Here is a 25,775-nt window from a genome sequence, read left to right as displayed (position 1 = left end):
GGGCAGGGCGTCCGTCGATGATGCCAGGGCTCAGCGTCGCGTGTCGCCCGAGGCGGACGAGCGGGCGGCCGAGACGCCCATCTCCTCGAGCGAGCGGCCCTTCGTCTCGGGGATCTTCGCGAGGACGAAGAAGAACGAGATCAGGGCGAAGGCGGCGAAGATGCCGTACGACAGCGTGAGGCTCACCGCGGCCAGGGACGGGAACGAGACCGTGACGATGAAGTTCGCGATCCAGTTCGCCATGCTGCCGATGCCGAGGGCCGTGGCGCGGATGCTGTTCGGGAACATCTCGCCGAGCAGCACCCACATCAGCGGGCCCCAGGTCGCGCCGAACGAGACGACGAAGAGGTTGGCGGCGACGAGGGCGATCGGTCCCCAGGCGCCGGGCAGCTCGGGGTCGCCGCCGGAGCCGGCCACCGACTGGCTGAACGAGAGGGCGGTGACGGCCAGGCTGACGAACATGCCGATCGAGCCCGCGAGCAGGAGCGGTCGGCGACCGACCTTGTCGACGAGGCCGATGGCCACGAACGTCACCACGACGTTCACGATCGCGGTGATGGTCGAGATGGTGAACGAGTCGCTCTCCTGGAAGCCGACGGCCTGCCAGAGCGTCGTCGAGTAGTAGAAGATCACGTTGATGCCGACGAACTGCTGCAGCACGGCGAGGATGATGCCGACCCAGACGATCGGCTGCAGGCCGAAACGGTCGCCGCGGATGCTCGACTTCTTCTCGAGGGCGGCCTCGGTGGCGATCGAGTCGGTGATCTCCTTCAGGCTCGTGTCGACGGTGTCGCTCGGGACGATGCTCTTCAGCACGTCCTTCGCCTCGTCCTCCCGCCCCTCGCCCGCGAGGTAGCGGGGCGACTCGGGCAGGCGCCAGGCGAGCACGCCGTAGACGACCGAGGGGACGATGCCGACGAGGAACATCCAGCGCCAGGCGGCGAGGCCGAAGAGCGACGGCTCGGAGGCGCCGCCCGCGGTGACCGCGAAGAGCTGGTCGGAGAGCAGGGCGACGAAGATGCCGAGCGTGATGGCGAGCTGCTGGAACGACGCGAGTCGACCGCGGATGGCCTTCGGCGACACCTCGGAGATGTAGGCCGGGGCGATGACGGACGCGATGCCGATGCCGAGGCCGCCGATGACGCGCCAGAGGACGAGGTCCCAGACGGCGAACGCGAAGGCCGCGCCGATCGAGCTGATCAGGAAGAGGATCGCTCCCAGCAGCATGACCTTGATGCGGCCGGCCCTGTCGGCGAGGCGGCCGGCGACGTAGGCGCCGATCGCACAGCCGATGAGGGCGGACGCGACGGCGAACCCGGAGGCGAACTCCGTGAGGCCGAACTCGTCGGTGATCGACGACACGGCGCCGTTGATCACGGACGAGTCGAATCCGAAGAGGAAGCCGCCGACGGCCGCAGCGATCGCGAGGGCGGTCACCCGCCTGTTCAGCTGCTTGGTGGTCGTTGGTGATTGCGCCGAGTTCGACACGGTTCTCCTCACAGTCCGGAGAGCGGGGTCGTGCCTCGCTCCCCCACATCCGTCGTGCACAGGTGTTCGTGCACGGGGTGAACCTTACGCCGCGCTGTGGATCCTGGCTCGGCGTGATCGTGGGGGGATGACGACGCAGCACGGGAGACGGGACGAAGGCCGGACGAGGCCTGTCGGGCGGGGCCGGGTCGGGCCGGACCGGGTCGGGCCGGACGGATCGCGGCGCCGACGGGCAGCCCTCCGGGTCGCGGTGTCGCTCGTGCTCGGCCTGCCCCTCGCGCAGGCCTCGCCGGGCCCCGCCGACGCCGCGGCCCCGCCCGCGGCCGACCGTGACGCCCGACCGGCCGTGCAGGTGGGCCCCGTGGTGCCCTGGTCGTGGCCCGTCGCGCCGCCGCACCCCGTGCTGCGCCCGTTCCAGGCGCCCGAGCACCGGTGGTCGCCGGGTCATCGCGGGATCGACGTGGGGGCGCCCGTCGGCGCCGCGGTCACGGCTCCCGACGACGGCGTCGTGCACTTCGCCGGCACGGTCGTGGACCGCCCGGTGCTGTCGATGCGGCACGCCGACGGCGTCCTCAGCAGCCTCGAGCCGGTCACGACGAGCCTGCACGTCGGCGAGGCGGTGACGCGGGGCCAGGTCGTCGCCGAGCTCGTCGCGGGCCACGACTGCCCGAGCGAGTGCGTGCACCTCGGCGCGCGGATCGACGGCGAGTACGTCTCGCCGCTCATGATGCTCGGTGAGGGGCGGCCGTCGGTGCTCCTCCCGACTCGCCGAGATGCTGCGCTCGCCCCCGGCGGCCGACGAGGCACGGACGCCTTGGGCGCCGAGGGCGTCGCCGATCGGCTGCCGCGCCGACGAGCTCAGGCCCGGGGGTGGGCCGTGCGGTAGCTCTCGCGGAGCCGCTCGGTCGAGACGTGCGTGTAGATCTGCGTCGTGCCGAGGCTGGCGTGCCCGAGCAGCTCCTGCACCGCGCGGAGGTCGGCTCCGCCGTCGAGCAGGTGCGTGGCGGCCGTGTGGCGCAGGGCGTGCGGCCCCGACGGCCCGCTGCCCGGCACGTCGCCGAGGAGACCGGCCACGAGGCGGTAGACCGTCCTGACGCCGAGGCGTCCGCCCCGCGGCCCGAGGAAGAGCGCCGACCCGCCGGAGGCGCGGCCCGCCCCGCCGTCGTGGCCGGCGTCGTCCGCGACGACGGCCAGCCGCGGCCGACCGTGCGTCAGCCACCGGTGGAGGGCGTCGGCCGCCGGCACGCCGAACGGCACGACGCGCTCCTTCGACCCCTTTCCCGTGACCCGCACCGTGAGCCGGTCGAGGTCGAGGTCGTCGAGGTCGGTGCCGACGAGCTCCGAGACGCGGAGCGCCGAGCCGTAGAGCAGCTCGACGACGGCGAGGTCACGACGGGCGACGGGGTCGTCGGTGTCGGCCCGCACGGCGAGGGAGGCCAGGAGACCCGTCATCTGGTCGCCCGTGAGGACGCGCGGCAGGTGGCTCTCGGCCTTGGGGGCCCGGAGGCGCACCCCGACGTCGACGGGGGTCGCTCCCGACTCCTCGAGCCACCGGGTCAGGGCACGGGCACTCGCCGAGCGCCGGGCGAGTGTCGCTCGGGCCAGGCCGTCGCGCGTGCCACGCCAGAGCCACTCGCGGAGCAGCTCGAGCCCGAGGTCGGACACGCCTGCCTCGCGACCGAGGTGCTCGGCGGCGAACGCCCGGAGGTCGGCGAGATCGGACCGGTACGACCGCACCGTGTGGTCGCTGAGGCCCCGCGCGAGCCGCAGCTGCTCGAGGAACTCCCCCGTCACGGCTCCGAGACTCGCTCTCGACTGGTCCATCGGGCCAGGGTACGGCGGCGGGGCGGCCCGCCAGGCCGACATGCCGACCGCCCCCCGGACCTCGCCACCCGGCCTCCGGCCTCCGGCCCCGAGATCCGCGCACCGGGGCCCGGCCGCGGCTCCACCCCGCTCTCAGCGCCGCCGTGGCCGCTTCCGCCACCCGACGTCGCCTCGCGAGACCGCACCGTCCGACTCGAGCTCGACGAGGGTCGAGCGCACGGTCGACAGGCCGAGCCCGGCCGTCGCCGCGACCTCCTCCGTCGACCGCTCCACGCGGGTGCTCAAGGCGTCGAGCACGCGAACGGCGTCGGTCGAGCCCTCGTCGACGACGAGCGGGGCCGACACCGCCAGGGTCGCGGGCCGGACGAGCTCGACGACCTCGTCGGCGTCCGTGACGCACGTCGCCAGACCGGCCCGTAGCAGCGCGTGGCACCCCGCCGACGACGGGGACGAGACGGGGCCCGGCACGGTGCCGACGGGTCGCCCGAGCACCTGCGCGTGCCCGGCCGTGTTGAGGGAGCCCGAGCGACGCCCGGCCTCGACGACCACCGTCGCGGCGGTCAGCGCGGCGATCAGCCTGTTCCGCTGCAGGAACCTCCACCGCGCCGGCGCCGTGCCGCACGGCGACTCGGCGAGCAGGAGGCCACGCTCGACGACCCGGCGGAGCAGCGCGTCGTGCCCTGCCGGGTAGAGGCGATCGGGCCCGCCCGCCATGACCGCGACGGTGTCTCCCTCGGAGGCGAGGGCCGCCCGGTGGGCCATGCCGTCGATGCCGTAGGCGCCGCCCGAGACGACGACGAAGCCCCGGTCGCAGAGGCCGCTCGCCAGGTCGGCCGCGACCTGCTCCCCGTAGGCCGTGGCCGCCCGCGCGCCGACGACGGCGATGCTCCGCGCGACCTCCGGGACGGGCGCCGGGCCTCGGAGCCAGAGCGCGGGCGGGGCGTGGTCGCCGAGCTCGTCGAGGGCCGTCGGCCACTCGGCGTCGCCGGGGACGACGAGCCGGACGCCCAGGGCGGCGGCTGCCCGGAAGGACGCCGTGACCCGGCCGACCACCGCCCGTGGCTGCCAGCGCGACAGCGCGGCGCCGATCGAGACCCGCGGCGCCTCGTCGGGGTCGGCCGCCGCCAGGGCGGCCCGGAGGGCGCCCCCGCCCGTGTCGGCGTCGCCGCGGCGCGCCTCGAGGGACTCGAGCGCGAGCCGCAGCGACTCGCTCGGGCCGAGGACGCGGCGCACGACCCCGGCGGCCGCGTCGCCGGGCTCGGCCAGGCCCGACCACACGCCGCGGGCGAAGGCGTCGACGAGCCGGTCGGCGTCGTCCCGTCCCGGGGCGGTCTGAGCCCGCGGCCGGACCATGGCGGCGAGGTCGCAGACGGCGGCGGTCGTCAGTTGTCGCAACCCGCTCACAGCGACCTCCGGAGCCCGAGGGCGCGGGCGACGTGCGAGCGCTCCGGACGGTCGACGCCGTCGAGGTCGGCGAGGGTCCACGCCACCCGCAGCACGCGGTCGTAGCCACGCATCGTGAGCGCGCCGGTCTCGAGCGCACGGTCGACGGGCACGGTGTCCGTCACGGCGAGTCGTCGCTCGCTCGACCGCAGCCACGTCCCCGGGACCTCGGCGCTGAGCCGCCACGGGGTGCCGGCGAGACGCGCGCCCGCCCGGCGACGCGCCTCCTCCACGCGCGCCCGGGCGGCGCTGGTGGTCAGCACCTCCGACGACTCCGCGAGCCGGAACTGCGCCGAGCTGATGCGCGCCACCCGGAGCTGGATGTCGATGCGGTCGACGAGGGGTCCGGAGAGCTTGGCGAGGTACCGACGCCGCTGGTGGGGCGAGCAGGTGCAGTCGCCGTCCCGGGCGCCGTACTGACCGCACGGGCACGGGTTGGCGGCCGCGACGAGCTGGAACCGGGCCGGGAACCGCGCGACGGCCCGCGACCGGTGGATGACCGCCTCCCCCGACTCGAGCGGCTGGCGCAGGCAGTCGAGCACCGTCTGGGCGAACTCCGGTGCCTCGTCGAGGAACAGGACGCCCCGGCTCGCCCGCGAGGCGGCACCGGGCCGGAGGACGCCGCTGCCCCCGCCCACCAGCGCCGCGGCGCTGCACGTGTGGTGGGGCGCCTCGAAGGGCGGACGCGTCTCGAGGCGTCCGCCCACGGCCTCCCCCGAGAGCGACCGGACGGAGCTCACCTCGAGCGCGGCGTCGACGTCGAGGTCGGGGAGGAGGCCGGGCAGGCGGGCGGCGAGCATGCTCTTGCCCGCCCCCGGCGGCCCGACCATCAGGAGGTGGTGACCGCCTGCGGCGGCGACCACGAGGGCCTCGACGGCGTCGGCGTTGCCGATCACGTCGGCCAGGTCGGCGCCGCCGTCGTCGCGCGGAGCAGGGCGGGGGCGCATGATCGGCTCGACGGGGTCCAGGGTGAGGGCGGCTCCGTGCCAGACGGCGGCGTCGCGCAGCCCCGCGGCCGCCACGACCCGGATGCCGGGCACGAGCGACGCCTCGTCGGCGTTGTCGGTCGGGACCATGACGACCCCTGCCCCGGCGCGACGGGCGGCGAGCACCGCCGGCAGCACGCCGTCGACGGGGCGCAGCCGACCGTCGAGGCCGAGCTCGCCGATGTGCACGACCCCCTCGACGGAGCTCGGCGAGACGAGGTCGTACGCGGCGAGGGACGCCATCGCGATGGCGAGGTCGAACGACGACCCGTGCTTCGGCAGGGAGGCCGGCGACAGGTTGACCGTGAGCTTGCGGGCCGGCAGAGCGCACCCGGCGTTGGACGCGGCGGCGCGCACCCGGTCGCGGGCCTCGCCGAGCGAGGCGTCGGGCAGCCCGATGATCATGAAGGCGGGCAGCCCCGCCCCGAGGTCGGCCTCGACCTCGACCACCGCCCCGTCGAGGCCGACGAGCGACACGGCCCGCGTGCGTCCGATGCTCACGAGCCTGCCGCCCGCACGTGCTCGATGCGCTCGTGGCCCCGGCACCGCTCGACCGTGATGCCGACGACGTCGATGCGGAGGCCTCGTCCCGTGCCGGGATGGGCCTCGTGCCACGCCCCCGCCAGTCGTCGGAGCCGGGCCAGCTTGACCGGCGTCACCGCCTCGACGGGAGAGCCCCACCCGGTGCCCGACCTCGTCTTCACCTCGACGACCACCACCTCGTCGCCGTCGAGCGCGACGAGGTCGATCTCGCCCTCTCGACACCGCCAGTTGCGGTCGACCACGCGCATGCCCTGCGCCTCGCACCACTCGGCCGCGACGTCCTCGCCGCGGCGTCCCAGTTCGTCCTTCTTCGCCATGTCGTCCTCCTGCCGGAAGACTGGCGGAGGCGACCGGCGAGGATGACGGACTCCGCGCCTCCTGGTGGAGGGGTCAGGTCACGAGCCGGCTGGGGAGGGACGAGCTACTCGTCGAGCGCCAGCTCTTTCGGCAGCTCGAGGTCGCGGGAGGTGAGCTCTTCGACGTTGACGTCCTTGAAGGTCAGGACGCGGACCGACTTGACGAAGCGGTCGGACCGGTAGACGTCCCAGACCCAGACGTCGTTCATCGTGAGCTCGAAGTAGAAATCGTGCTCCGTGTCGCGGCGGACGAGGTCGACCTCGTTCGCCAGGTAGAAGCGCCGCTCGGTCTCGACCACGTAGCGGAACTGCGACACCACGTCGCGGTACTCGCGGTACAACGCGAGCTCGACCTCTCGGTCGTAGTCTTCGAACTCGTCCTCGTCCATCGAGTGACCATCTTACGCGTGGCGCGGGAGACGTCAGTGCAGCCAGGTCAGGCGGTGCAGCGGCGACGGGCCGAGCTCGCCCAGGGCGGCGTAGTGGGCCGTCGAGCCGTACCCCTTGTTGCCCGCCCAGCCGTAGCCCGGGTGCACGGCGTCGGCCTCGATCATCATGCGGTCGCGGTGCACCTTGGCGATGACCGAGGCCGCCGCGACCGAGGCACAGTCGCGGTCGGCCTTGACGCGCGTCGTGATGCGCGGCGCCGTGGCCAGCGCCGGGGTGAGGTAGTCGTGGTTGCCGTCCAGCACGACGACGGAGCTCATGATGCCGACGCCGGCCTCGTGCAGGGCGGTCAGGGCACGACGCCCGGCGAGGCCGAGCGCGGCGATGATGCCGATCGAGTCGACCTCGTGGGCCTCGGCGAGCCCGACGGCGTGCGCCTGCACCCACGACGTGGCCTCGGGGTAGAGCGCCTCGCGACGCTTCTCGCTCAGCAGCTTCGAGTCGCGCAGCCCGACCGGCACGTCGGCGCAGTCGACCAGGACGGCTCCGAGCCCGACGGCCACGGGCCCGGCGATCGCCCCGCGGCCGACCTCGTCGCAGCCGATGACCCAGGTGGCCCCCGAGGCGTGCAGCTCGCGCTCGAGGTCGAGGGTGGGGTCGACGACCGCCATCAGCCGTCGGCGCGGTCGGTGCCGCGGAAGACGTCGGGCCAGTCGTCGAGCCAGGTCCAGCGGGAGACGGGCCAGCTGATGACGAACGCGCGACCGACGACGTCGTCCGTCGGCACGAAGCCCTTGCTCGGCGTGTCGCCGTTGTAGCGGCTGTCCTTCGAGTTGTAGCGGTTGTCTCCCATGACCCAGAGCGCCCCCTCGGGCACCGTCACCGAGAAGTCGTCGCCGGAGACGCGCTGCTCGCCGGGCGGGAGGAGGACGTAGGGCTCGTCGAGCGGGACGCCGTTGACCGACATCTGGCCGAAGTCGTTGCAGCACGACACCGTGTCGCCGGGGAGGCCGATGACGCGCTTGATGAGGTGGTCGTTGCTGTCCTGCGTGCCGAGGCCCACCTGCGTGAGGAACCACGAGACGCCGTCGGTGAGCGGATTGCCCGACTCGGCCGCGACGGGCGCGGTGCCCTCGAGCCACCCGCCCGGGTCGGTGAAGACGACGACGTCGCCGCGCTTGACGTCGACGAGGTCGGGCACGAGCTCGTTCACGATGATGCGGTCGTTGATCTGCAGCGTGTTCTCCATCGACCCCGAGGGGATGTAGAACGAGCGGATCAAGAACGTCTTGATGAGGAACGAGATGAGGAGCGCGGCGAGGAAGATGACGACCACGTCTCGGAGGAAGGTGCCGAAGCCGCGCTTGCGCCGGTCGTCGTCGCGCCGGGGACGACGCCGCAGGCGCCGCATGAGGGTGTTGTCTGTCAATTTAACCGCCTGAGCTCCCCGCCATCGTATAGGGCGGGGAGCTCAGTCGAGGTGAGGGCGACGGGTCAGTGGTCGCGCTTCTCCTTGATCTTGGCCTTCTTGCCGCGGAGCTCGCGGAGGTAGTACAGCTTGGCGCGACGGACGGCGCCGCGGCTGACGACCTCGATGTGGTCGATGACCGGCGAGTGGACCGGGAAGGTGCGCTCGACGCCGACCTGGAAGCTCACCTTGCGGACCGTGAAGGTCTCGCGGATGCCCTCGTTCTGCTTGCCGATGACGACGCCCTGGAAGACCTGGACGCGCGAACGCGTGCCCTCGATGATGTTGACGTGCACCTTGACGGTGTCGCCGGCGCGGAAGTCGGGGACGTCCGAGCGGAGGTTGGCGGCGTCTACCGCGTCGAGGATGTGCATTGTCGTTCCGTCTCTGCGACCGCCACGGGTCGATCGCGGGTGATGGGGTGCTGAGCACCGGAGATGATGAAGGGGTCGTGCTCTGGGACGGCAGACTCCCCCGTGGCAGAGTCGTGCGCAGGCACGAAGATCGATTGTGCCACACCGGGCACCGCCGTCGCCACTGCGGAGACGGTCCGGCGCGGTCCCCGGGCCGCCGTCACCCGTCGCGTCTCGGCGTGATGGTGATGACCGGGCCGTCGCCGCCGAGCCCGGGCGTGCCCGCGGCGGGAGGGCGGGCACCGCCCGTGGCGACCCTCTCGAGGTCGGCGAGGGACGCGGCGACACGGCGACGCGCCTCCTGGAGGAACTGCCACCCGCCGGCGACGACGAGGCCGACGACGGACACCACCGTCAGCACCGCCGAGAGGGCGAACAGGGCGGTCGAGAGGTCGAGCCGGTCGGCGCCCGCCACCGCCGTGAACGCCGACGAGGAGGGACCGCTGCCCGGCCCGTCGACCAGGAAGAAGCCGAGGGCGAGCTGGGCGACCCACGTCAGGAGGAGCAGGCCTGCGTCGAGCCACGAGACGGCCCGGCCCTCGCGGACGCTGCGCCGACCGACGACGAGGCCCGCGGCGACCGCCTGGCCGACGACGAGCAGCGGCACCAGGAAGACCTGGCCGACGAACTGCAGCCCGAGAGGCACGCCGAAGAACGCCCGTCCGAGCAGCACCCAGAGGGGCAGCACGAGGACGGCGGGCCAGAGGACGCGGTAGAGGACTCGACGCAGCGGCATGACCCGAGGGTACGGAGTCGTCGTGGGCGGCACCTGCACGGACGACCGGGACGCGGTCGCGCGGCCCCGAGGAGGCGCGCGTCAGTCGGTTCCCGGCTGCCCGTCGTCGAGCAGGTCGGGCCGCACGCGGCGGGTGCGCTCCACCTGCTGCTGGCGGCGCCATGCGCTGATCGCCCCGTGGTTGCCGCTCAGCAGCACCGGGGGCACGTCGAGCCCCCGCCACGACGCGGGCTTCGTGTAGCTGGGGTACTCGAGGAGGCCGGCCTCGTGGCTCTCCTCCGTGAGGCTCTCGGGGTTGCCGACGACACCGGGGACGAGCCGACCGATCGCCTCGATCATCGCGGTCACGGCGACCTCGCCGCCGTTCAGCACGTAGTCGCCGAGGCTGACCTCGCGGACCGTCGCCCGGGTCGCGGCGTGGTCCACGACGCGCTGGTCGATGCCTTCGTAGCGTCCGCACGTGAAGACGAGGTGCTGCTCGAGGGCCAGCTCGCGGGCCACGGCCTGCGTGAAGGGCACGCCCGCGGGCGACGGCACGATCACCGTCGCCCCACGCGGCTCACCGTCGGTGCCGAGCACGTGGTCGAGCGCCTCGCCCCAGGGCTCCGGTCGCATCACCATGCCGGCACCGCCGCCGTACGGGGTGTCGTCGACCGTGCGGTGGCGGTCGTGCGTGAAGTCGCGGAGGTCGTGCACGGACACGTCGAGCAGGCCCTGCTGCCGCGCCTTGCCGAGCAAGGAGATGTCGAGCACCCCGAAGAACTCCGGGAAGATCGACACGATGTCGATGCGCACGTCAGCTCGCGTCGGTGCGCGGTTCGGCGTCGGTGCGCTGTCCGGCGTCGGGGGCGTGCTCGGCCGGGGCGTGCTCGGCCGGGGCGTGCTCGGCCGGGGCATCGTCCGCCGACGTGTCGTCGGCCAGCTCCTCGAAGAGGCCTGCCGGCGGGGTCACCGTCACGACCCCGGACTCGATGTCGACCGACGGCACGAGGGCCGTGACGAAGGGCACGAGCACCTCGCCCGTGGCGGTGTCGACCGCCAGGAGGTCTTGGGCGGGGAGGTGGTCGACCCGCGACACCGTCCCGATCACGACGCCGTCGCGCTCGACCTTGAGGCCGACGAGCTGGTGGTGGTACCAGGCGTCGTCCTCGTCGGGGAGCTCGTCCATGGCCTGGTCGACCCAGAGGATCGCCTTGACGAGGGACTCGGCCGCCGTGCGGTCGTCGACGCCCTCGAAGAAGCCCACGGGGTGGCCGTTGTACCAGCGCAGCTCGGTCAGCGTCAGGGTCTTGCCGTGCCAGTCGCTGGTCTCGGGCACCTGCAGCGTGAACGACGCCCCCGGCGTGAAGCGCTGCTCGGGGGTGTCGGTGAACAACTCGAGCTTGAGGGCGCCCTTCAGCCCGTGGGCCTTCGTGAGGCGCCCGACCCGCAGCTGGGTCGCGTGGTCCGCGCTCACGGCCTAGAGGTCGCCGTCGACGACGTCGACCCGGACGCGCTTGCCGTCGGCCAGGGCCGTGACGAGCGTGCGGAGGGCCTTGGCCGTGCGACCGGCGCGTCCGATGACGCGACCGAGGTCGTCGGCGTGCACGTGGACCTCGAGGACGTCGCCACGCGGTGACGACTTCTCGACGACCTGCACCTCGTCCGGGTGATCGACGATCCCCCGGACGAGGTGTTCGAGTGCAGGTGCGAGCACTGACTACGCCTCGGTGGTCTCGGCGTCAGCCTCGGCCGGGGCCTCGGCGGGCTCGGCCTTGGCGGGCTTCTCCGACTTCGGCACGAGGACGGGCTTCTTCTTCTCGTCGGCGACGAAGGCCTCCTTGGGGGCCTTGGTCTTGACGGTGCTGACGGCGTCGGCGTCGCCCTTGAAGGTGCCCCAGTCGCCGGTCAGCTTGAGGATCGCCGCGACCTGCTCGGTCGGCTGCGCGCCGACGCCGAGCCAGTACTGCGCACGCTCGGAGTCGACCTCGATGAACGAGGGCTCCTCCGTGGGGTGGTACTTGCCGATCTCCTCGATGACGCGACCGTCACGCTTGGTGCGCGAGTCGGCGACGACGATGCGGTAGTACGGGGCACGGATCTTGCCCATGCGCTTGAGACGGATCTTGACAGCCACAATTCTCCTGTGTGATGTGATGTGGGCGAGTTGCTAGCCGTGAGCGTGGGGGCACACTCGGCTCGAAAGCTCTGATGAGGTCTCTCGGTCAGCTGATTAGAGGGTCGGACGACCGGAGACTCGACCCACCATTGTTGCAGACGGAACGCGACTTCCACCAATCCCCCGTGCCGTGTCCGTCACGGGTCGACGCCGGACGGTCGTCGACGCGACGTGGCTGCCAGGATGGGCCCGGCGCGGACCCGTGCCGAGCGGAGGGCAGGCACCATGCGGATCGACTTCAGCAGCTCCGAGCGATCGACGCTCGGGATCGAGTGGGAGCTGGCCCTCACCGACCGCGAGACCGGCGAGCTCACGCCGCACGCGCCCGCGATCCTCGCCGACCTCGCGCACCTCAACGAGGGCGGGCCCGAGCGCCTGACCGGCGAGCTCCTGACCAACACCGTCGAGGTGGTGACGGGGGTCCACCACCGTGTCCGCGACGCCGTGGACGACCTGCGGGGCACGATCGACGCCGTCCACGGCCCGGCCGCCGTGCTGGGGGCCGACCTCATGTGCGCGGGCACGCACCCGTACAGCCGCTACGTGGACCAGGAGGTCACGCCCGACAAGGAGCGCTACGCGACCCTCATCGACCGGACCCGCTGGTGGGGCCGGCAGATGATGATCTGGGGCGTCCACGTGCACGTCGGCATCGACTCCCGCGACAAGGTGCTGCCGATCCTCAACGGGCTGCTCACCTACCTCCCGCACTTCCAGGCGCTCACCGCGTCGAGCCCGTTCTGGGTCGGCGAGGAGACGGGCTACGCCTCCAACCGCGCGCTGATGTTCCAGCAGCTGCCGACCGCGGGCCTCCCCCCGCAGTTCGACTCGTGGGGCGGCTACGAGCGCATGGTCGCCGACATGACCCACACCGGCGTCATCGACGACCACAGCGAGCTGCGCTGGGACCTCCGGCCGTCACCGAAGTGGGGCACGCTCGAGACGCGGGTGTTCGACGGGATCGCCACCTTCGACGAGGTCGGCGCGATGGCCGCGCTCGTGCAGTGCCTCGTCGACGACATGTCGGAGCGACTCGACCGCGGCGAGGAGCTCGGCAGGATGCAGCCGTGGTTCGTCCGCGAGAACAAGTGGCGCGCGGCCCGGTACGGCATGGACGCGATCGTCATCCAGGACGCCGACGGCGACGAGCGGCTCGTCACGGACGACCTGCGCGACCTGCTCGTGCGCCTCGAGCCCGCGGCCGCCCGGCTCGGCTGCGTCGAGGAGCTCCACTCCGTCGGCACCATCATCGGCTACGGCGCCAGCTACCAGCGGCAGCTGCGCGTCGCGGCGCAGCACGGCGGCGAGCTCCGCCCCGTGGTCGCCTCGCTCGTCCGGGAACTCCGCGAGGGCATCACCGCCGCCGACTGAGCCGTGGAGGCGCGGGCCGCGTCACCAGTCCCCTCCCGGGTACGTCCCCTCCGGCAGCTCGAAGCACGGCGAGAACGACAGGACGCCGATGAAGCCCTCCTGACGCCACTGGGAGACAGTCAGGACCAGGCCGTCGGGCCCCCTCAAGGTCAGGGTCTCGTTCTCGTTGATGTCCAGCTCGCGATCGACCGAGAAGTCGTCTCGAGCCGAGAAGCTCCCCTCGATGTCCCGCAGCAGCTCGAGCATGTCGGTGCCGTCCTCGACGAAGAAGTCGACGCCGCCGGCCCAACGATGGCTCTCCGTCGAGCAGGACAGGAGGATTCCCGTCTCGCCTTGATGGATCTCGCCCAGGACCGCCGGGTCCACGCTGGCCACGACGTCGTCCTCGACGGCCATGGTCATGGACTTGGCATCCTCGACGGTCATCCCGTCCACGACGTCCGCGGCACGGGCTGAGCACCCCACCAGGAGCACGACGGCGCAGACCCACCCCGCCGCGACGGGGCCCCTCACCTCGAGCCCCCGAAAGTGAAGTCCCGGAGGTCCCTGAGCACTGCCTCGTTCTCAGGACGGTCCTGGGCCACCAGGGCGTGGTTGTCAGGCCAGGGCGCGTCGCCGAACGGGCTGTCGTAGAGCCCGACGTGGCGGAAGGCGTCGTCGTCGCGGGGCACCTTCCCGCGCCACACCACGCCCGCCCGCTGTGCCAGCCCGAGCGGGTCGTTGTACGACAGGTCGACGTACGACGTCTCCGGGGCGGGCTGCCACGCGGAGGGCATCCCTGCACCCGCCAGGGAGGCGACCCGGTCGTACCGCGCTCCCGCGACCTCCGACGCCGTCACGTTGGCGAGTCCCCAGCTGTGCCCGACGGCCGTCGCGGAGCTGTCGTCGAACTGCCCCGTCGCGACGAGGCCCGCCTGGAAGTCGGCCAGGCGCTCGCCCGCCCGCAGCGCGGTCGCCTCCGTGTTCGCCTCCTGGATCACGGTCACGTCGAAGGTGGTGACGGGCCCGCGCTCGCCGGGGAATGGACCGTCCTTGTAGACGAACCCGAGGACACTGCCACCAGCTGGCGCCCGGGACACCAGATGCCCCACGACCTGCTGCGGGTCTCCCCGCCAGAACCCGACGAGGTCGGAGTAGGTGCCGGGGACGTACGTGACGACGTCGGTGGGCCGCGCGCCGACGTCGCCGACGACCTCGACGACCCGACGACCGCCCGGCTCGTAGAGGTAGAGCTGCACCGTCGCGTCGGGTCCGACCGCTCGTTCCAGGTACGCCCTCTCCGCCTGGAGCTCGGCCCGGATGCTCGCGAGATCGGGATGCGGCGGTCGCGCACGGCCCAGGCGCTCGAGACGGGCGTCGACGCGGCGGATGCGCTCCTCGGCGACGCGCGCGTTCGCGAGCACGCGAGCCGCGACCGGGACGCCGTCCAGCGAGCCGATGACGGTCGGCAGCGACGCCACGAGCGCGAGCTGCGCCCCCGACGGTCCGAGGCCCGCCACGCGGGGATCGGCGAGGGTCGACCACCATCGGGCGACGTCCCGCGCGTCGGCCTCGTCGAGCAGCCGGACGAGATCGGGCCGCGTCGCGAGCAGGGCGGCGACGTCGCCGGCCGACAGCTGGTCGAGCACCGCGAGGAGGTCGGCGACCGTGGCCACGGGCCCTCCTCCCCCGGCGGGGTCGAGCCGCAGGACGGCGAGCGACCCGCGGCACTCCCGCGAGTCGAGCGCCGCCGAGCACCGTCGATCGGCGACCTCGCGGTCGGCGACCAGCTCGTCCCAGAGCTTCTCGACGACGACGAGCTCGGTCTCGGCCGCCGCCAGCTCGGGTGAGCCGATGGTCGACGGGCTCGCCGACGACAGCCCGGGCCAGGAGGCTGCGGGGCCGGTCGTGAGCATCTCGGTGACCTGGGCGGCGGTCGCAGCCCTCACCCGCGCCTCCGCGGCACGGCGACGGAGGACGAGCTCGTCGCGCCTCTCTGCGCAGTCGCGGACGGCGGACGCATAGGTCGACAGCGCCTCCGACTGGGCCTCGAGCGTCGACGCGAGCAGGCGCACGTCGTCGACGACCGGGCCGAGGACCCCGAGGAACGAATCGGCGGCCGCGCCGTGCCAGGCACCCGGCCGGACCTCCGCCCGCGCGCTCTCGAGCGTCATGACGCGGCGCAGCACGTCGTCGCCCGCCTCGCGCCGCGCCGTCGCCGCACGGGAGACCGAGTCGGCGTCGCCCCGGCCGGGGTCGGCGTCGGTGCCCCTCACGGTGCCCCCGCCCCCGCGGCGAGGGCACGATCGATCCGGGCGACGTCGTCGACCACCGTCCGGGGCAGCCGGGCCAGGGCGGAGGTCGACGCGACCGCCGCCTCGGACCGGGCCCGCGCCTCCGTCGTGACCGCGTCGAGCGCTGCCCGGACGCTCTCGCTGCCGAGGTCGAGGTCGCGCGGCCTCGTCACCGCGGCCCCGAGCTCGAGACCGGCCGCGGCCTGCTCGAGCTCGCCGGCGATCATCGCCAGCAACGCCTCGTCGATGGTCAGGTCTGCCATGCGCCCTCCTCGAAGTCCGACATGTCTCATGACACGTATCGACAGTAGCGGACGCCGAGACGCCCGGTGCGTCATGCACACCGGGCGTCTCGAGAGGAGGGGCTGGGGAGGGGTCAGCCGCGTCCGAGGAACTTCTGGAGCGAGGCCATCTCCTCCGCGGAGGGGGCCGCGTCTCCTGCCGGAGCGCCGCCGCCCAGTCCGAAACCGGAGCCGGAGCCGCCCGCGGGAGAGCCGGCCGGCTTCGCTCCCGAGGCGAGGGCGGCGTTCTGCGCGGCGCGCTTCGCGGGGTTGCCCGCCTTGGAGCCCTTCTTCTTCGCCGGCGCCTTCTTGCCGCCGTACGAGGCCCCGGGGATCGGGCCCATGCCGGGCACCTGGGGCACGCCTCCCTTGGCCACGGTCTTCATCATCTTCGAGGCCTGCTCGAACCGCTGCACGAGCTGGTTGACGTCGGTGACGGTCATGCCGGAGCCCCGCGCGATGCGCAGGCGCCGCGAGCCGTTGAGCAGCTTCGGCAGCGCACGCTCCTGCGGCGTCATCGACTGGATGATGGCCTCGGTGCGGACGATCTCGCGCTCGTCGAAGTTCTCGAGCTGCTCGCGCATGCCCTTCGCGCCCGGCAGCATGCCGAGCATGCCCTTGATCGACCCCATCTTGCGGAGCTGCTGCATCTGCTTGAGGAAGTCGTCGAGGGTGAAGGAGTCCGTCGCGAACTTCTCCGCGACGGCTCGGGCCTCGTCCTCGTCGAAGGCCTGCTGCGCCTGCTCGATGAGCGACAGGATGTCGCCGAGGTCGAGGATGCGGCTGGCCATGCGGTCGGGGTGGAACGGCTCGAACGCGTCGAGCGTCTCGCCCGTCGACGCGAACATGATCGGTCGGCCGGTGACCGAGGCCACGCTGAGGGCCGCGCCGCCGCGGGCGTCGCCGTCGAGCTTCGAGAGGACGACGCCGGTGAAGTCGACGCCCGCCTGGAAGGCCTTGGCGGTGGCGACGGCGTCCTGGCCGATCATGGCGTCGATGACGAAGAGCACCTCGTCGGGGTCGATCGCCTTCCGGATGTTCGCAGCCTGCTTCATCATGTCGGCGTCGACGCCGAGGCGGCCGGCGGTGTCGACGATGACGGTGTCGTAGACCTTGTCCTTGGCGAACTTGATCGCCTGCTTCGCGACCTTGACGGGGTCGCCCACGCCGTTGCCCGGCTCGGGGGCGAAGACGGCGGCGCCGGCCTGCTCGCCGACGACCTGCAGCTGCTGGACGGCGTTCGGCCGCTGGAGGTCGCAGGCCACGAGGAGCGGCGTGTGGCCGTCCTTCGCCAGCCACTTCGCGAGCTTGCCCGCCAGGGTCGTCTTGCCCGCGCCCTGGAGGCCGGCGAGCATGATGACGGTCGGCGGGTTCTTGGCGAACTCGAGACGCCGCTGCTGGCCGCCGAGGATCTCGACCAGCTCTTCGTTGACGATCTGGACGACCTGCTGGGCCGGGTTGAGGGCCTTGTTGACCTCGTCGCCGAGGGCGCGGTCACGGACCTTGCCGGTGAAGGCCTTGACGACGTCGAAGGCGACGTCGGCGTCGAGCAGCGCACGACGGATCTCACGCACGGTGGCGTCGACGTCGGCGGGGCTGAGCTTGCCCTTGTTGCGGAGGTTCTTGAACGTTTCCGCGAGGCGGTCAGAGAGGGTTCCGAATGTGGCCATGGTGCGGCCATCTTAACCGACGCCGGCCCCTCCGCCCCTCCCCCGCCGGGGGCAGGTCAGCCGATCAGGTTCTGGACGAAGACGTGGGGCGTGAAGCCGGTCAGGTCGCCGATGGCCTCGCCCTGGCCGACGAGCTTGATGGGGATGCCCGTCTGCTCCTGCACGGCGAGCACGAAGCCGCCCCGGGCCGAGCCGTCGAGCTTCGTGAGCACGAGGCCGGTGACGCCGGCGTGCTCGATGAAGGCCTGGGCCTGAGCGAGGCCGTTCTGCCCGGTGGTCGCGTCGAGGACGAGGAGCACCTCGGCGATCTCGGTCTGCTTCTCGACGACCCGCTTGATCTTGCCGAGCTCGTCCATGAGGCCCGACTTGGTCTGGAGGCGGCCCGCCGTGTCGATGAGGACGATCTCGATGCCCTCGCGCATCGCGAGCTCCACCGTCTGGAACGCCACCGAGGCCGGGTCCTGGCCCTGCTGCTGCGGACGGACGATGCGGGCTCCCGCGCGCTCGGCCCACGTCGCCACCTGCTCGACGGCCGCGGCGCGGAAGGTGTCGGCCGCGCCGACGACGACCGTGCGGTCGTAGTTGCGGAGGAACTTCGCGAACTTGCCGATCGTCGTGGTCTTGCCGACGCCGTTGACGCCGACCATCAGCACCACGGCGGGACGGGCGCTGAGCTTGAGCGTCGAGTCGAGCTTCGACAGGCGCTCCTCCAGCGTCTCGCGGAGCATGCGCTTGAGGTCGGCCGGATCGGTGGTGCCGTAGCGCTGCACCTGCTCGCGCAGGCCGTCGACGACCTGCTCCGTCACGTCGGGGCCGAAGTCGGCGCCGATCAGCGCCTCCTCCAGCTCGTCCCACGTCGTCTCGTCGATCGTCTTCTTCGCGAACATGCCACGGAGTGCACCGGAGAGGGACCAGGGAGAAGCCATGGATCACAGCCTATTCGCAGTCGATGGACGGCAGCCGTGCTGCTAGGGTCATCCACGTTGAAGGGGAGTATTCCCGTCACGGTGCGTCGTCAATACGGAAGAGCCCAGTCTCGACCCGGTGCATCGGCTCGTTCGTCCGCAGGCCTCCCCGGCCCGCCGATCGAGTGGAAGAGACCTTCAGTACACATTCATGCGTACTGAAGGGAACTGCATGGACGTCTCACTCGTCACCTGGATCATCACGATCGCCGGAATCCTCGGACTCCTGATCTTCGACTTCTACAGCCACGTGCGCACGCCGCACGAGCCGACCATCCGCGAGAGCGCGATCTGGTCCGGCGTCTACATCGGCATCGCCATCATCTTCGGCGTCGGCGTCGGCGTCTTCTCGAACTGGACCTTCGGCGGCGAGTACTTCGCCGGCTACATCACCGAGAAGGCCCTGTCGGTCGACAACCTGTTCGTCTTCCTCATCATCATGACGGCCTTCGCCGTCCCGAGGATCTACCAGCAGAAGGTCCTCCTCGTCGGCATCGCGATCGCGCTCATCTCGCGCGGTCTCTTCATCGCCGCCGGCGTCGCCATCATCGACAACTTCTCGTGGGTCTTCTACCTCTTCGGCTTCCTGCTCTTCTGGCTGGCCTACGGCCAGGTCAAGGGCGGCGAGGACGAGGGGAACCAGGCCGACAGCAAGCTCATCCGCCTGCTCCGCCGCATCATCCCGACCTCCCCCGACTACGTCGAGGACCGTCTCACCACGAAGATCGACGGCAAGCGCCTCTTCACCCCGCTCTTCCTCGTCATGGTCGCCATCGGCCTCACCGACGTCCTGTTCGCGCTCGACTCGATCCCCGCGATCTTCGGCCTGACGCAGGAGGCCTACATCGTCTTCACCGCCAACGCGTTCTCGCTGCTCGGCCTCCGCCAGCTCTACTTCCTGATCTCGGGCCTGCTCGAGCGCCTCGTCTACCTGGCCCAGGGCCTCGCGGTCATCCTCGCCTTCATCGGCGTGAAGCTCCTGTTCCACGCCCTGCACGTGAACGAGGTACCGTTCATCAATGGCGGTCAGCCGGTCGAGTGGGTCCCTGAGATCCCGATCTGGTTCTCCCTCAGCTTCATCCTGGCGACCATCGCCGTCGCCACGGTGCTCAGTCTCGCCAAGGTCCGTCGAGACGGGAAGCGCGAGATCTCGCTCCCGGTGGAGGAGCCCAGCGAACGCTGACCGTCGTGACCGCGTCGCCGCCCCCCGGGGCGGCGACGCCACCACCTCACGAGAAGACGGAACCACCCCACCATGCGCCTCGAACTCATCCGCCACGGCCAGACCGACTGGAACCTCCACGACAAGCTCCAGGGCTCGTCCGACGTCCCCCTGAACGAGACCGGTCGCGGCCAGGCCCGCGAGGCGGCCCGCCTCCTCTCGGGTGAGCCGTGGGCGGCGATCGTGTCGTCTCCGCTCTCCCGGGCCCGCGAGACCGCCCGGATCATCGCCGCCGAGCTCGGCATCGAGCTCGGCGACGCCTACGACGAGCTCATCGAGCGCGACTACGCGTCGCAGGAGGGGCAGGTCCCCCACGAGCCCCTCCCCGACGAGCCGGACGAGTCGTTCCCCGACATCGAGCCCCGCGAGTCGGTGGCGGCCCGCGGCCTCGGCGCCCTCGAGATGATCCGCGACACGCGCCTCCCCCTCGACGGCCCCGACGCGAGCATCGTCGTCGTCTGCCACGGCACGATCATCCGCTTCACCCTGTCGGCGATCATGGGCACCGAGGCGCCCCACATCGACAACGCCGCCGCGAACACGGTCGAGTGGGACGGCGAGAAGTGGACGGTGCTGACGGTGAACGGCGCACTGCACGAGGCCGACGCCGACTGACGACCGCACCGGTCCGCACGACCGACCCGCGCCTCCCGCAGTCACCGGGGAGGCGCGGGTCGCGTCGTCCCCGGAGGTCCGGCACCGGCAGGGCCGGCCCGCGTCAGCCCGTGCGCTCGGCCACGACGCGCTGCCCGACGACCGCGCTCACGCCGTCCTGGCGCATCGACACGCCGTAGAGCGCGTCGGCGATCTCCATCGTGCGCTTCTGGTGCGTGATGACGATGAGCTGGCTGGTCTCGCGGAGGTCCTCGAAGATCGCCAGGAGCCGCCCGAGGTTGGCGTCGTCCAGGGCGGCCTCGACCTCGTCCATGATGTAGAACGGGCTCGGCCGCGCCTTGAAGATGGCGATGAGCAGGGCCACCGCGGCCAGCGACCGCTCGCCGCCGCTCAGGAGGGACAGCCGCTCGATCTTCTTGCCGGCCGGCCGGACCGTCACCTCGATGCCCGTGCCGAGCAGGTCGTCGGGGTCGGTCAGCGTGAGCGACCCGCTGCCGCCCGGGAAGAGCACCGGGAACACCCGGTCGAACGCCGCCCGCGTGTCGTCGAACGCGCTGGCGAAGATCGTCTGCATCTTCTCGTCGATCTCGTCGATGATCGTGAGCAGGTCGGCCCGGGTGCGCGTCAGGTCGGTCAGCTGGTCGGCGAGGAAGGCGTGCCGCTGCTCGAGCGCCGAGAACTCCTCGAGGGCGAGGGGGTTCACCCGCCCCAGCTGGGCCAGCTTCCGCTCGGCCACGGCGAGGCGACGCTGCTGCTCGTCGCGGTCGTACGGCCGCCCCTCCTCGAGCTCGTCGTCGGGCACCGGCACCTCGGGCCCGTGCTCGGCGACGAGCACCTCCTCGTCGAGGCCGAGCTCGGACGCGGCGCGCTCGAGCAGCTGCGTCAGGTGCAGCTGCTTCTCGTAGATCTCCATCGCGAGGCCGTGCACGCTCTCCGTCACCACGTGCAGGCGCTCCCGCAGGGCCCGCTCGTCGCGACGGAGCGCGGCGAGCTCGGCGTTCTGCTCCGAGCGCGCGGCCTCCTGCGCCGCGAGGTCGGCCCGCGCCTCGGCGAGCGACCGCCCCACGGCGTCGAGCACCGGCGGCAGGGCCTCGAGCACCGACGAGGTCGACGCCATCTGCCGCTGACGGACGACCGTCCGACGGGCCTGCCGCTCGGCCTCGGCCCGCTGCTCGTCGAGCTGGCGGCGGAGGGACGCCGCGCGGGCGGTCTCGGCACGGACCCGTTCGCGCACCGTCTCGAGGCGGATGCGCCGCTCCGTCTCGACGGCGCGTGCCTGCTCGACCTCGGCCAGCACGCCGTCGCGCGACGACGCGTCGAGCAGCGGCCGGGGCCGCGAGGCGTGCTCGTCGAGGGCCGACGTGGCCTCCGCGACGACGCGCTCGGCCTCGGCGGTGGCCTGCTCCGCTGCCGTGAGCGACGCCCGGAGGCGATCGGACTCCGCCTCGGCCGACTCCGCCTGTCCCCGGAGGCGGTCGAGGCGCTGACCGTGCGCGGCCACGGCGGCCGCGTGCTCGCGAGCCGCGGCGGCGACGGCGTGGGCGGTCGTGCGGGCCTCGGCCAACGCCTCCACGGCGTCGCGGTGCTCGACCCCGAGGCGGTCGGCGACCTGCGAGACCTCGCCGAGCCGGGCGGCGGCCTCGTCGCGCTCGGCGGCGAGCTCGAGGCGGGAGCGCTCGACGCCCGACCCGCCGCGCAGCACCCAGTCGGTGAGCACCTCGCCCGAGCGGGCGATCACCGTCACCGGCAGCGGCTGCCGGGCGAGGACCGACCACGCCGCGCGGGCCGTCGGCAGGTCGTCGGCGATGACCGTGGCGGCCAGCAGCCCCAAGACCCCGGGAGGCGCGGTGACGACCGACGAGGCCGCCACCGCCCCGGTCGGCAGGTCGACGTCGAGCGCGGGCAGGGCCCGCTCGGGCTCGGCGAGCACGACCTCGACCCGGCCGAGCTCGGCCTCGGTGGAGTGCGCGACCGCGTCGAAGGCGGAGGACGCGTCGGCCGCGAGCACGGCGTCGACGACGCTGCCGAGCGCCGCGGCGACGGCCGCCTCGTAGCCGGGCCGCACCTGCACGTGGTCGGCCACGACGCCGCGGAGACCAGGACGCCCGGAGCCGACGAGGGCGCTCGAGCCGTCGGCCTGGTCGAGGGCCATCATGAGGGCGCCCCGCCGGGCCGCGAGGGCGTCGCGCTCGCGCTCGGCGGCGTGGAGCTCGTCCCGGAGCCGGTCGGCCTCGGCCTGCCGCTCGGCGACGCGCTCGTCGGCGGCCTGCGCGGCGGAAGCACCCTCGACCTCGGCGTCGGCGTCGTCGTCGTCGCCCCGGTCGCCGCCCGGGGCCTCGGCGACGAGCTCCGCCACGAGCCGTCGCCCGTCGTCGCGGCGCGCCTCGGCGGCCTCGAGCGCGGTCGCCAGGCGCAGGCGCTCCCCCGCCGTGGCGGCGAGGCGCGACCTCGCCGCGTCGACCGCGCCCCGCAGCCGGGACGACTCGAGGTCGTGCCGCGACACGAGGGCGCTCTGGGCGGAGATCTCCTCGTCGAGCGCGTCGAGGGCGGCCCGGGTCGTCGCGAGCTCCCGGCCCGCGAGGCGCACGGCCTCCTCGGCCGCGGCGACGTCCCCGAGCAGCCGCCCGGCCTCGGCCGCGGCGTCGTCGACCATCGACTCGCTCACGGTCGGGGCGGCGGAGGGCCGGTCGGCCTGCTGGGCGAGCAGCTGGAGGCGCTGCTGGGCCAGCGACGACAGGCTGCGGAGGCGCTCCTGCACCGACTCGAGCCCGAAGGCGACCCGGCGGGCGTCGTCGACGGCGTCGCCCGTCATCGCCTCCTCGAGCCGCAGCTCGCGCTGCTTGGCGCGTTCGAGCTCCGCCTCGAGCGTGGCGCGCTCGGCCGTCCGCTCGGACTCGGCGCCCGACTGTCGGGCGAGCGCGCGGCGGAGGCCCACCACCTCGTCGGCGACGAGCCTCGCCCGGGCGTCGCGGACGACGGCGGCGATCGTCTGCGCGTCGCGCGCGATCTCCGCCTGCCGACCCAGGGGCTTGAGCTGACGCCGGATCTCGCCCGCCAGGTCGCTGAGCCGCGTCAGGTTGAGCTGCATGGCGTCGAGCTTGCGGAGCGTCTTCTCCTTGCGCCGCCGGTGCTTGAGGATGCCCGCCGCCTCCTCGATGAAGCCGCGCCGGTCCTCGGGGGTCGCGTGCAGCACCGCGTCGAGCTGCCCCTGCCCGACGATGACGTGCATCTCGCGACCCAGGCCGGAGTCGCTGAGGAGCTCCTGGACGTCGAGGAGACGACAGCCCTCCCCGTTGATCGCGTACTCGCTGCCGCCGTTGCGGAAGAGCGTGCGGCTGATCGTGACCTCGGCGTACTCGATCGGCAGCGCACCGTCGGCGTTGTCGATCGTCAGCACCACCTGGGCACGCCCGAGCGGACCGCGGGTCGAGGTGCCCGCGAAGATGACGTCCTCCATCTTGCCGCCGCGGAGGTTCTTGACGCCCTGCTCCCCCATCACCCAGGCGAGGGCGTCGACGACGTTGCTCTTGCCCGACCCGTTCGGCCCGACGACGCACGTGACGCCCGGCTCGAACGCGAAGGTCGTCGGCGACGCGAACGACTTGAAGCCCTTGAGGGTGAGGCTCTTCAGGTGCACGCGCGCGCCTCCCTCGGTCGTCTCGTGACGGGTGGTGACCAGGCCTCAAGGATAAGCGCGGCCCTCCCCCGCCCCGGGGAGGCGCGGCTCACGCGCCGACCGACGAGGGCGGGTCTCGGGGCGCGAGGGCGGGTGCCCGGCGACCCGCCCTCGACGACGGAGACCCGCCCTCGGCGGGAGGTCACGCCGTGCGGACGCGCTGGCACCGCGGACAGAAGTGGCTCGACCGGTTCATGAACGCCTCGCGCACGATCGGGGTGCCGCAGCGCGGGCACGGCTCCCCCTGCCGGCCGTAGGCGGCGAGGCTGTGGCTGAAGTAGCCCGACTGGCCGTTGACGTTGACGTACTGCGCGTCGAAGCTCGTGCCGCCCTCGCCGAGGGCCTTGAGCAGCACGGCACGCACCTCGGCCAGGAGCACGCGGGCCCGGGCGCGCGAGAACGACTCGGTCGGCTGCTCGGGGTGCACGCGGGCGGCCCAGAGGCTCTCGTCGGCGTAGATGTTGCCCACGCCGCTCAGCAGTCCCTGGTCGAGCAGGGCGCGCTTCACGCCGGTGCGGCGCGTCAGGAGCCGGGTGAGCACCCTCGACTCGTCGAAGGCCGGGTCGAGGGGGTCGCGGGCGATGTGCGACACCTGCTGCGGCACGCGCCGGACCCAGGCGTCGTCGTCGGGGGCGAGCACGGGAGCGGGCTCGCCCCCGACGACGGCGCCGTCGCCGTCGCCGTCGCCGTCGCCGTCAGGGGATCCGAGGAGGCGCGCCCCGGCGAAGCCCGCCGGCGCGCCGTCCAGGGTCGGCACGGTCTCGTCGAGGGCCATCGACCCGAAGATGCGCTGGTCGACGAACGCGAGCCGCACCGGTCCGAGCGACGGGCTCTCGACGTCGAGACGGACCCGCATGAGGCGGTCGGCCTCGTGGTCGCGGCTGCGGAGGAGCACCTGCCCGCTCATGCCGAGGTGGGCCACCAGGGCGAGCGGGGCCTCGGACGAGGCGGCGGGCTCGAAGGGGAACCAGAGGAACTTGCCCCGGCGGACGGCGGCGTCGATCGTGCCGCCGACGAGCCGGTCGACGAAGTCGTCGGACGGGCCCCGGTGGCGCTTCAGCGATCGCTGGTCGAGCACGGTGACCCCGGTCACCACGGCACCGGCCACGACGGGGGCGAGCCCCGCGCGCACGACCTCGACCTCGGGGAGCTCGGGCACCTAGCGGGACTCGGCGCTCAGCGACGACCAGGCGTCGAGGGCGGCGGCCATCTCGGCCTGCTTCTTGCTGCTGCCCGTGCCGGTCGCGACGTCGTCGCCGCCGAGTCGCACGACCGCGTGGAAGCGCTTGTCGTGGTCGGGACCGCTGTCGGTCACGTGGTAGCTCGGCATGCCCCGGCCGAGCGACGACGACAGCTCTTGCAGGCTCGTCTTCGGGTCCATCGCCGCGCCGAAGCGGCCCGGGTCGAGCAGCAGGGGCGCCACGAGGCGGAGCACGAGGGCGGTCGCCGCGTCGGCCCCGGCGTCGAGGTAGGTCGCGCCGATGATGGCCTCGACCGTGTCGGCGAGGATCGAGTGCTTCTCGCGGCCCCCGGTGAGCTCTTCGCCGCGCCCGAGGCGCAGGTGGGCGCCGAGGCCGATGTGGCGCGCGACCTCCGCGAGGGCGACCGTGCTGACGAGGCTCGCCCGGCGCTTGGCCAGCTCGCCCTCGTCGAGGTCGGGGTTCTCGGTGAAGAGCATGACGGTGACCGCCTGGCCGAGGATCGAGTCGCCGAGGAACTCGAGGCGCTCGTTGTTGCCGATGCCGCCGTGCTCGTACGCGTACGAGCGGTGGGTCAGGGCGAGGTCGAGCAGCTCGTCTCGGATGTCGATCTGCAGCCGTGACGACAGATCAGCCCGGTCGGCACCAGGGCTCGACACGGGCTGATCTCGGGTGGTCGTCACGACGACACCTCGGTGGGG

Annotated in this window: 26 protein-coding genes; 4 read left to right on the top strand and 22 right to left on the bottom strand. The window is 72.8% G+C overall.

The window, feature by feature from the left end; genetic code table 11:
* Positions 1 to 30: 30 nt before the first annotated feature.
* On the bottom strand, positions 31 to 1,488 hold the full coding sequence (locus tag EDF38_RS05205) for a sugar porter family MFS transporter (RefSeq protein WP_123354282.1): 1,458 nt from the start codon (positions 1,486 to 1,488) through the stop codon (positions 31 to 33).
* A gap of 250 nt (positions 1,489 to 1,738) precedes the next feature.
* Between EDF38_RS05205 and EDF38_RS05200 the strand changes: the two genes are divergently transcribed.
* Positions 1,739 to 2,374 (top strand): M23 family metallopeptidase, encoded by a 636-nt coding sequence (locus tag EDF38_RS05200; RefSeq protein WP_233572227.1) that lies wholly within the window; start codon positions 1,739 to 1,741, stop codon positions 2,372 to 2,374.
* On the opposite strand, the gene EDF38_RS05195 is transcribed toward EDF38_RS05200, so the two are convergent.
* The 13 genes from EDF38_RS05195 to rpsP all read right to left on the bottom strand — a co-directional run bounded on the left by EDF38_RS05195 (position 2,347) and on the right by rpsP (position 11,760).
* Positions 2,347 to 3,312 carry a tyrosine recombinase XerC gene (locus tag EDF38_RS05195; RefSeq protein WP_123354280.1) on the bottom strand — a complete coding sequence of 322 codons (966 nt, stop codon included), beginning with the start codon at positions 3,310 to 3,312 and terminating at the stop codon, positions 2,347 to 2,349. The genes EDF38_RS05200 and EDF38_RS05195 overlap by 28 nt on opposite strands.
* A gap of 132 nt (positions 3,313 to 3,444) precedes the next feature.
* Positions 3,445 to 4,716 (bottom strand): DNA-processing protein DprA, encoded by a 1,272-nt coding sequence (gene dprA, locus EDF38_RS05190; protein WP_233572226.1) that lies wholly within the window; start codon positions 4,714 to 4,716, stop codon positions 3,445 to 3,447.
* Positions 4,713 to 6,242: a YifB family Mg chelatase-like AAA ATPase gene (locus EDF38_RS05185; protein WP_123354278.1), complete on the bottom strand. Its 1,530-nt coding sequence runs from the start codon at positions 6,240 to 6,242 to the stop codon at positions 4,713 to 4,715. The genes dprA and EDF38_RS05185 overlap by 4 nt, the downstream gene beginning before the upstream one ends.
* Complete coding sequence (locus tag EDF38_RS05180; RefSeq protein ID WP_123354277.1) at positions 6,239 to 6,601, bottom strand: YraN family protein; 363 nt, start codon at positions 6,599 to 6,601, stop codon at positions 6,239 to 6,241. The genes EDF38_RS05185 and EDF38_RS05180 overlap by 4 nt, the downstream gene beginning before the upstream one ends.
* Before the next feature lie 104 nt (positions 6,602 to 6,705).
* Complete coding sequence (locus EDF38_RS05175; RefSeq protein ID WP_123354276.1) at positions 6,706 to 7,029, bottom strand: DUF2469 domain-containing protein; 324 nt, start codon at positions 7,027 to 7,029, stop codon at positions 6,706 to 6,708.
* Between the two features lie 33 nt (positions 7,030 to 7,062).
* Positions 7,063 to 7,698: a ribonuclease HII gene (locus EDF38_RS05170; protein ID WP_123354275.1), complete on the bottom strand. Its 636-nt coding sequence runs from the start codon at positions 7,696 to 7,698 to the stop codon at positions 7,063 to 7,065.
* A complete protein-coding gene (lepB, locus tag EDF38_RS05165) occupies positions 7,698 to 8,456 on the bottom strand; it encodes a signal peptidase I (protein WP_370275540.1) in 759 nt (252 codons plus the stop codon). The genes EDF38_RS05170 and lepB overlap by 1 nt, the downstream gene beginning before the upstream one ends.
* Positions 8,457 to 8,521: 65 nt before the next feature.
* Entirely contained in the window at positions 8,522 to 8,869 is a 348-nt protein-coding gene (rplS, locus tag EDF38_RS05160) for a 50S ribosomal protein L19 (protein ID WP_123354273.1), read from the bottom strand.
* A gap of 199 nt (positions 8,870 to 9,068) precedes the next feature.
* Positions 9,069 to 9,644 (bottom strand): hypothetical protein, encoded by a 576-nt coding sequence (locus EDF38_RS05155; protein ID WP_123354272.1) that lies wholly within the window; start codon positions 9,642 to 9,644, stop codon positions 9,069 to 9,071.
* Positions 9,645 to 9,725: 81 nt separating this feature from the next.
* The gene (trmD, locus tag EDF38_RS05150) at positions 9,726 to 10,439 is read right to left on the bottom strand and encodes a tRNA (guanosine(37)-N1)-methyltransferase TrmD (RefSeq protein ID WP_123354271.1); all 714 of its coding nucleotides are present in this window, start codon (positions 10,437 to 10,439) and stop codon (positions 9,726 to 9,728) included.
* Between the two features lies 1 nt (position 10,440).
* Positions 10,441 to 11,100, bottom strand: coding sequence for a ribosome maturation factor RimM (rimM, locus tag EDF38_RS05145; RefSeq protein WP_123354270.1), 660 nt, complete (start codon positions 11,098 to 11,100; stop codon positions 10,441 to 10,443).
* Positions 11,101 to 11,103: 3 nt separating this feature from the next.
* Positions 11,104 to 11,340, bottom strand: coding sequence for an RNA-binding protein (locus EDF38_RS05140; RefSeq protein ID WP_123354269.1), 237 nt, complete (start codon positions 11,338 to 11,340; stop codon positions 11,104 to 11,106).
* A 3-nt stretch (positions 11,341 to 11,343) separates the two neighbouring features.
* Positions 11,344 to 11,760: a 30S ribosomal protein S16 gene (rpsP, locus tag EDF38_RS05135; protein ID WP_123354268.1), complete on the bottom strand. Its 417-nt coding sequence runs from the start codon at positions 11,758 to 11,760 to the stop codon at positions 11,344 to 11,346.
* Between the two features lie 267 nt (positions 11,761 to 12,027).
* Between rpsP and EDF38_RS05130 the strand changes: the two genes are divergently transcribed.
* Positions 12,028 to 13,173, top strand: coding sequence for a glutamate--cysteine ligase (locus EDF38_RS05130; protein WP_123354267.1), 1,146 nt, complete (start codon positions 12,028 to 12,030; stop codon positions 13,171 to 13,173).
* Positions 13,174 to 13,194: 21 nt separating this feature from the next.
* Here the strand turns inward: EDF38_RS05130 and EDF38_RS05125 are convergent, their stop codons facing one another.
* From EDF38_RS05125 to ftsY, 5 genes are all read right to left on the bottom strand, one after another.
* Complete coding sequence (locus tag EDF38_RS05125) at positions 13,195 to 13,575, bottom strand: hypothetical protein (protein WP_148061453.1); 381 nt, start codon at positions 13,573 to 13,575, stop codon at positions 13,195 to 13,197.
* A 107-nt stretch (positions 13,576 to 13,682) separates the two neighbouring features.
* Positions 13,683 to 15,428, bottom strand: coding sequence for a hypothetical protein (locus EDF38_RS05120; RefSeq protein ID WP_123354265.1), 1,746 nt, complete (start codon positions 15,426 to 15,428; stop codon positions 13,683 to 13,685).
* Positions 15,425 to 15,709: a hypothetical protein gene (locus tag EDF38_RS05115; protein ID WP_123354264.1), complete on the bottom strand. Its 285-nt coding sequence runs from the start codon at positions 15,707 to 15,709 to the stop codon at positions 15,425 to 15,427. The genes EDF38_RS05120 and EDF38_RS05115 overlap by 4 nt, the downstream gene beginning before the upstream one ends.
* Before the next feature lie 113 nt (positions 15,710 to 15,822).
* Positions 15,823 to 17,397, bottom strand: a complete 1,575-nt coding sequence (ffh, locus tag EDF38_RS05110) for a signal recognition particle protein (RefSeq protein ID WP_123354263.1) — start codon at positions 17,395 to 17,397, stop codon at positions 15,823 to 15,825.
* A 56-nt stretch (positions 17,398 to 17,453) separates the two neighbouring features.
* On the bottom strand, positions 17,454 to 18,323 hold the full coding sequence (ftsY, locus tag EDF38_RS05105; RefSeq protein ID WP_123354262.1) for a signal recognition particle-docking protein FtsY: 870 nt from the start codon (positions 18,321 to 18,323) through the stop codon (positions 17,454 to 17,456).
* Positions 18,324 to 18,534: 211 nt separating this feature from the next.
* Here ftsY and EDF38_RS05100 point away from each other — a divergent pair, with 211 nt between their 5' ends.
* Together EDF38_RS05100 and EDF38_RS05095 are read left to right on the top strand one after the other, a co-directional pair.
* Positions 18,535 to 19,545, top strand: coding sequence for a TerC family protein (locus EDF38_RS05100; protein ID WP_123354261.1), 1,011 nt, complete (start codon positions 18,535 to 18,537; stop codon positions 19,543 to 19,545).
* A 72-nt stretch (positions 19,546 to 19,617) separates the two neighbouring features.
* Entirely contained in the window at positions 19,618 to 20,199 is a 582-nt protein-coding gene (locus EDF38_RS05095; RefSeq protein WP_123354260.1) for a histidine phosphatase family protein, read from the top strand.
* 103 nt (positions 20,200 to 20,302) lie between these two features.
* Here the strand turns inward: EDF38_RS05095 and smc are convergent, their stop codons facing one another.
* From smc to rnc, 3 genes are all read right to left on the bottom strand, one after another.
* Positions 20,303 to 23,836 carry a chromosome segregation protein SMC gene (gene smc, locus EDF38_RS05090; protein ID WP_123354259.1) on the bottom strand — a complete coding sequence of 1,178 codons (3,534 nt, stop codon included), beginning with the start codon at positions 23,834 to 23,836 and terminating at the stop codon, positions 20,303 to 20,305.
* Between the two features lie 181 nt (positions 23,837 to 24,017).
* Entirely contained in the window at positions 24,018 to 25,034 is a 1,017-nt protein-coding gene (locus tag EDF38_RS05085; protein ID WP_123354258.1) for an Fpg/Nei family DNA glycosylase, read from the bottom strand.
* Entirely contained in the window at positions 25,035 to 25,757 is a 723-nt protein-coding gene (gene rnc, locus EDF38_RS05080) for a ribonuclease III (protein ID WP_370275537.1), read from the bottom strand.
* Between the last annotated feature and the right edge of the window lie 18 nt (positions 25,758 to 25,775).

It is taken from the genome of Frigoribacterium sp. PhB160, from assembly GCF_003751785.1.
Lineage (GTDB): Bacteria > Actinomycetota > Actinomycetes > Actinomycetales > Microbacteriaceae > Frigoribacterium.
The sequence above is the reverse complement of the archived record's forward strand: the minus strand, read 5'-3'. Positions and strand labels throughout refer to the sequence as shown.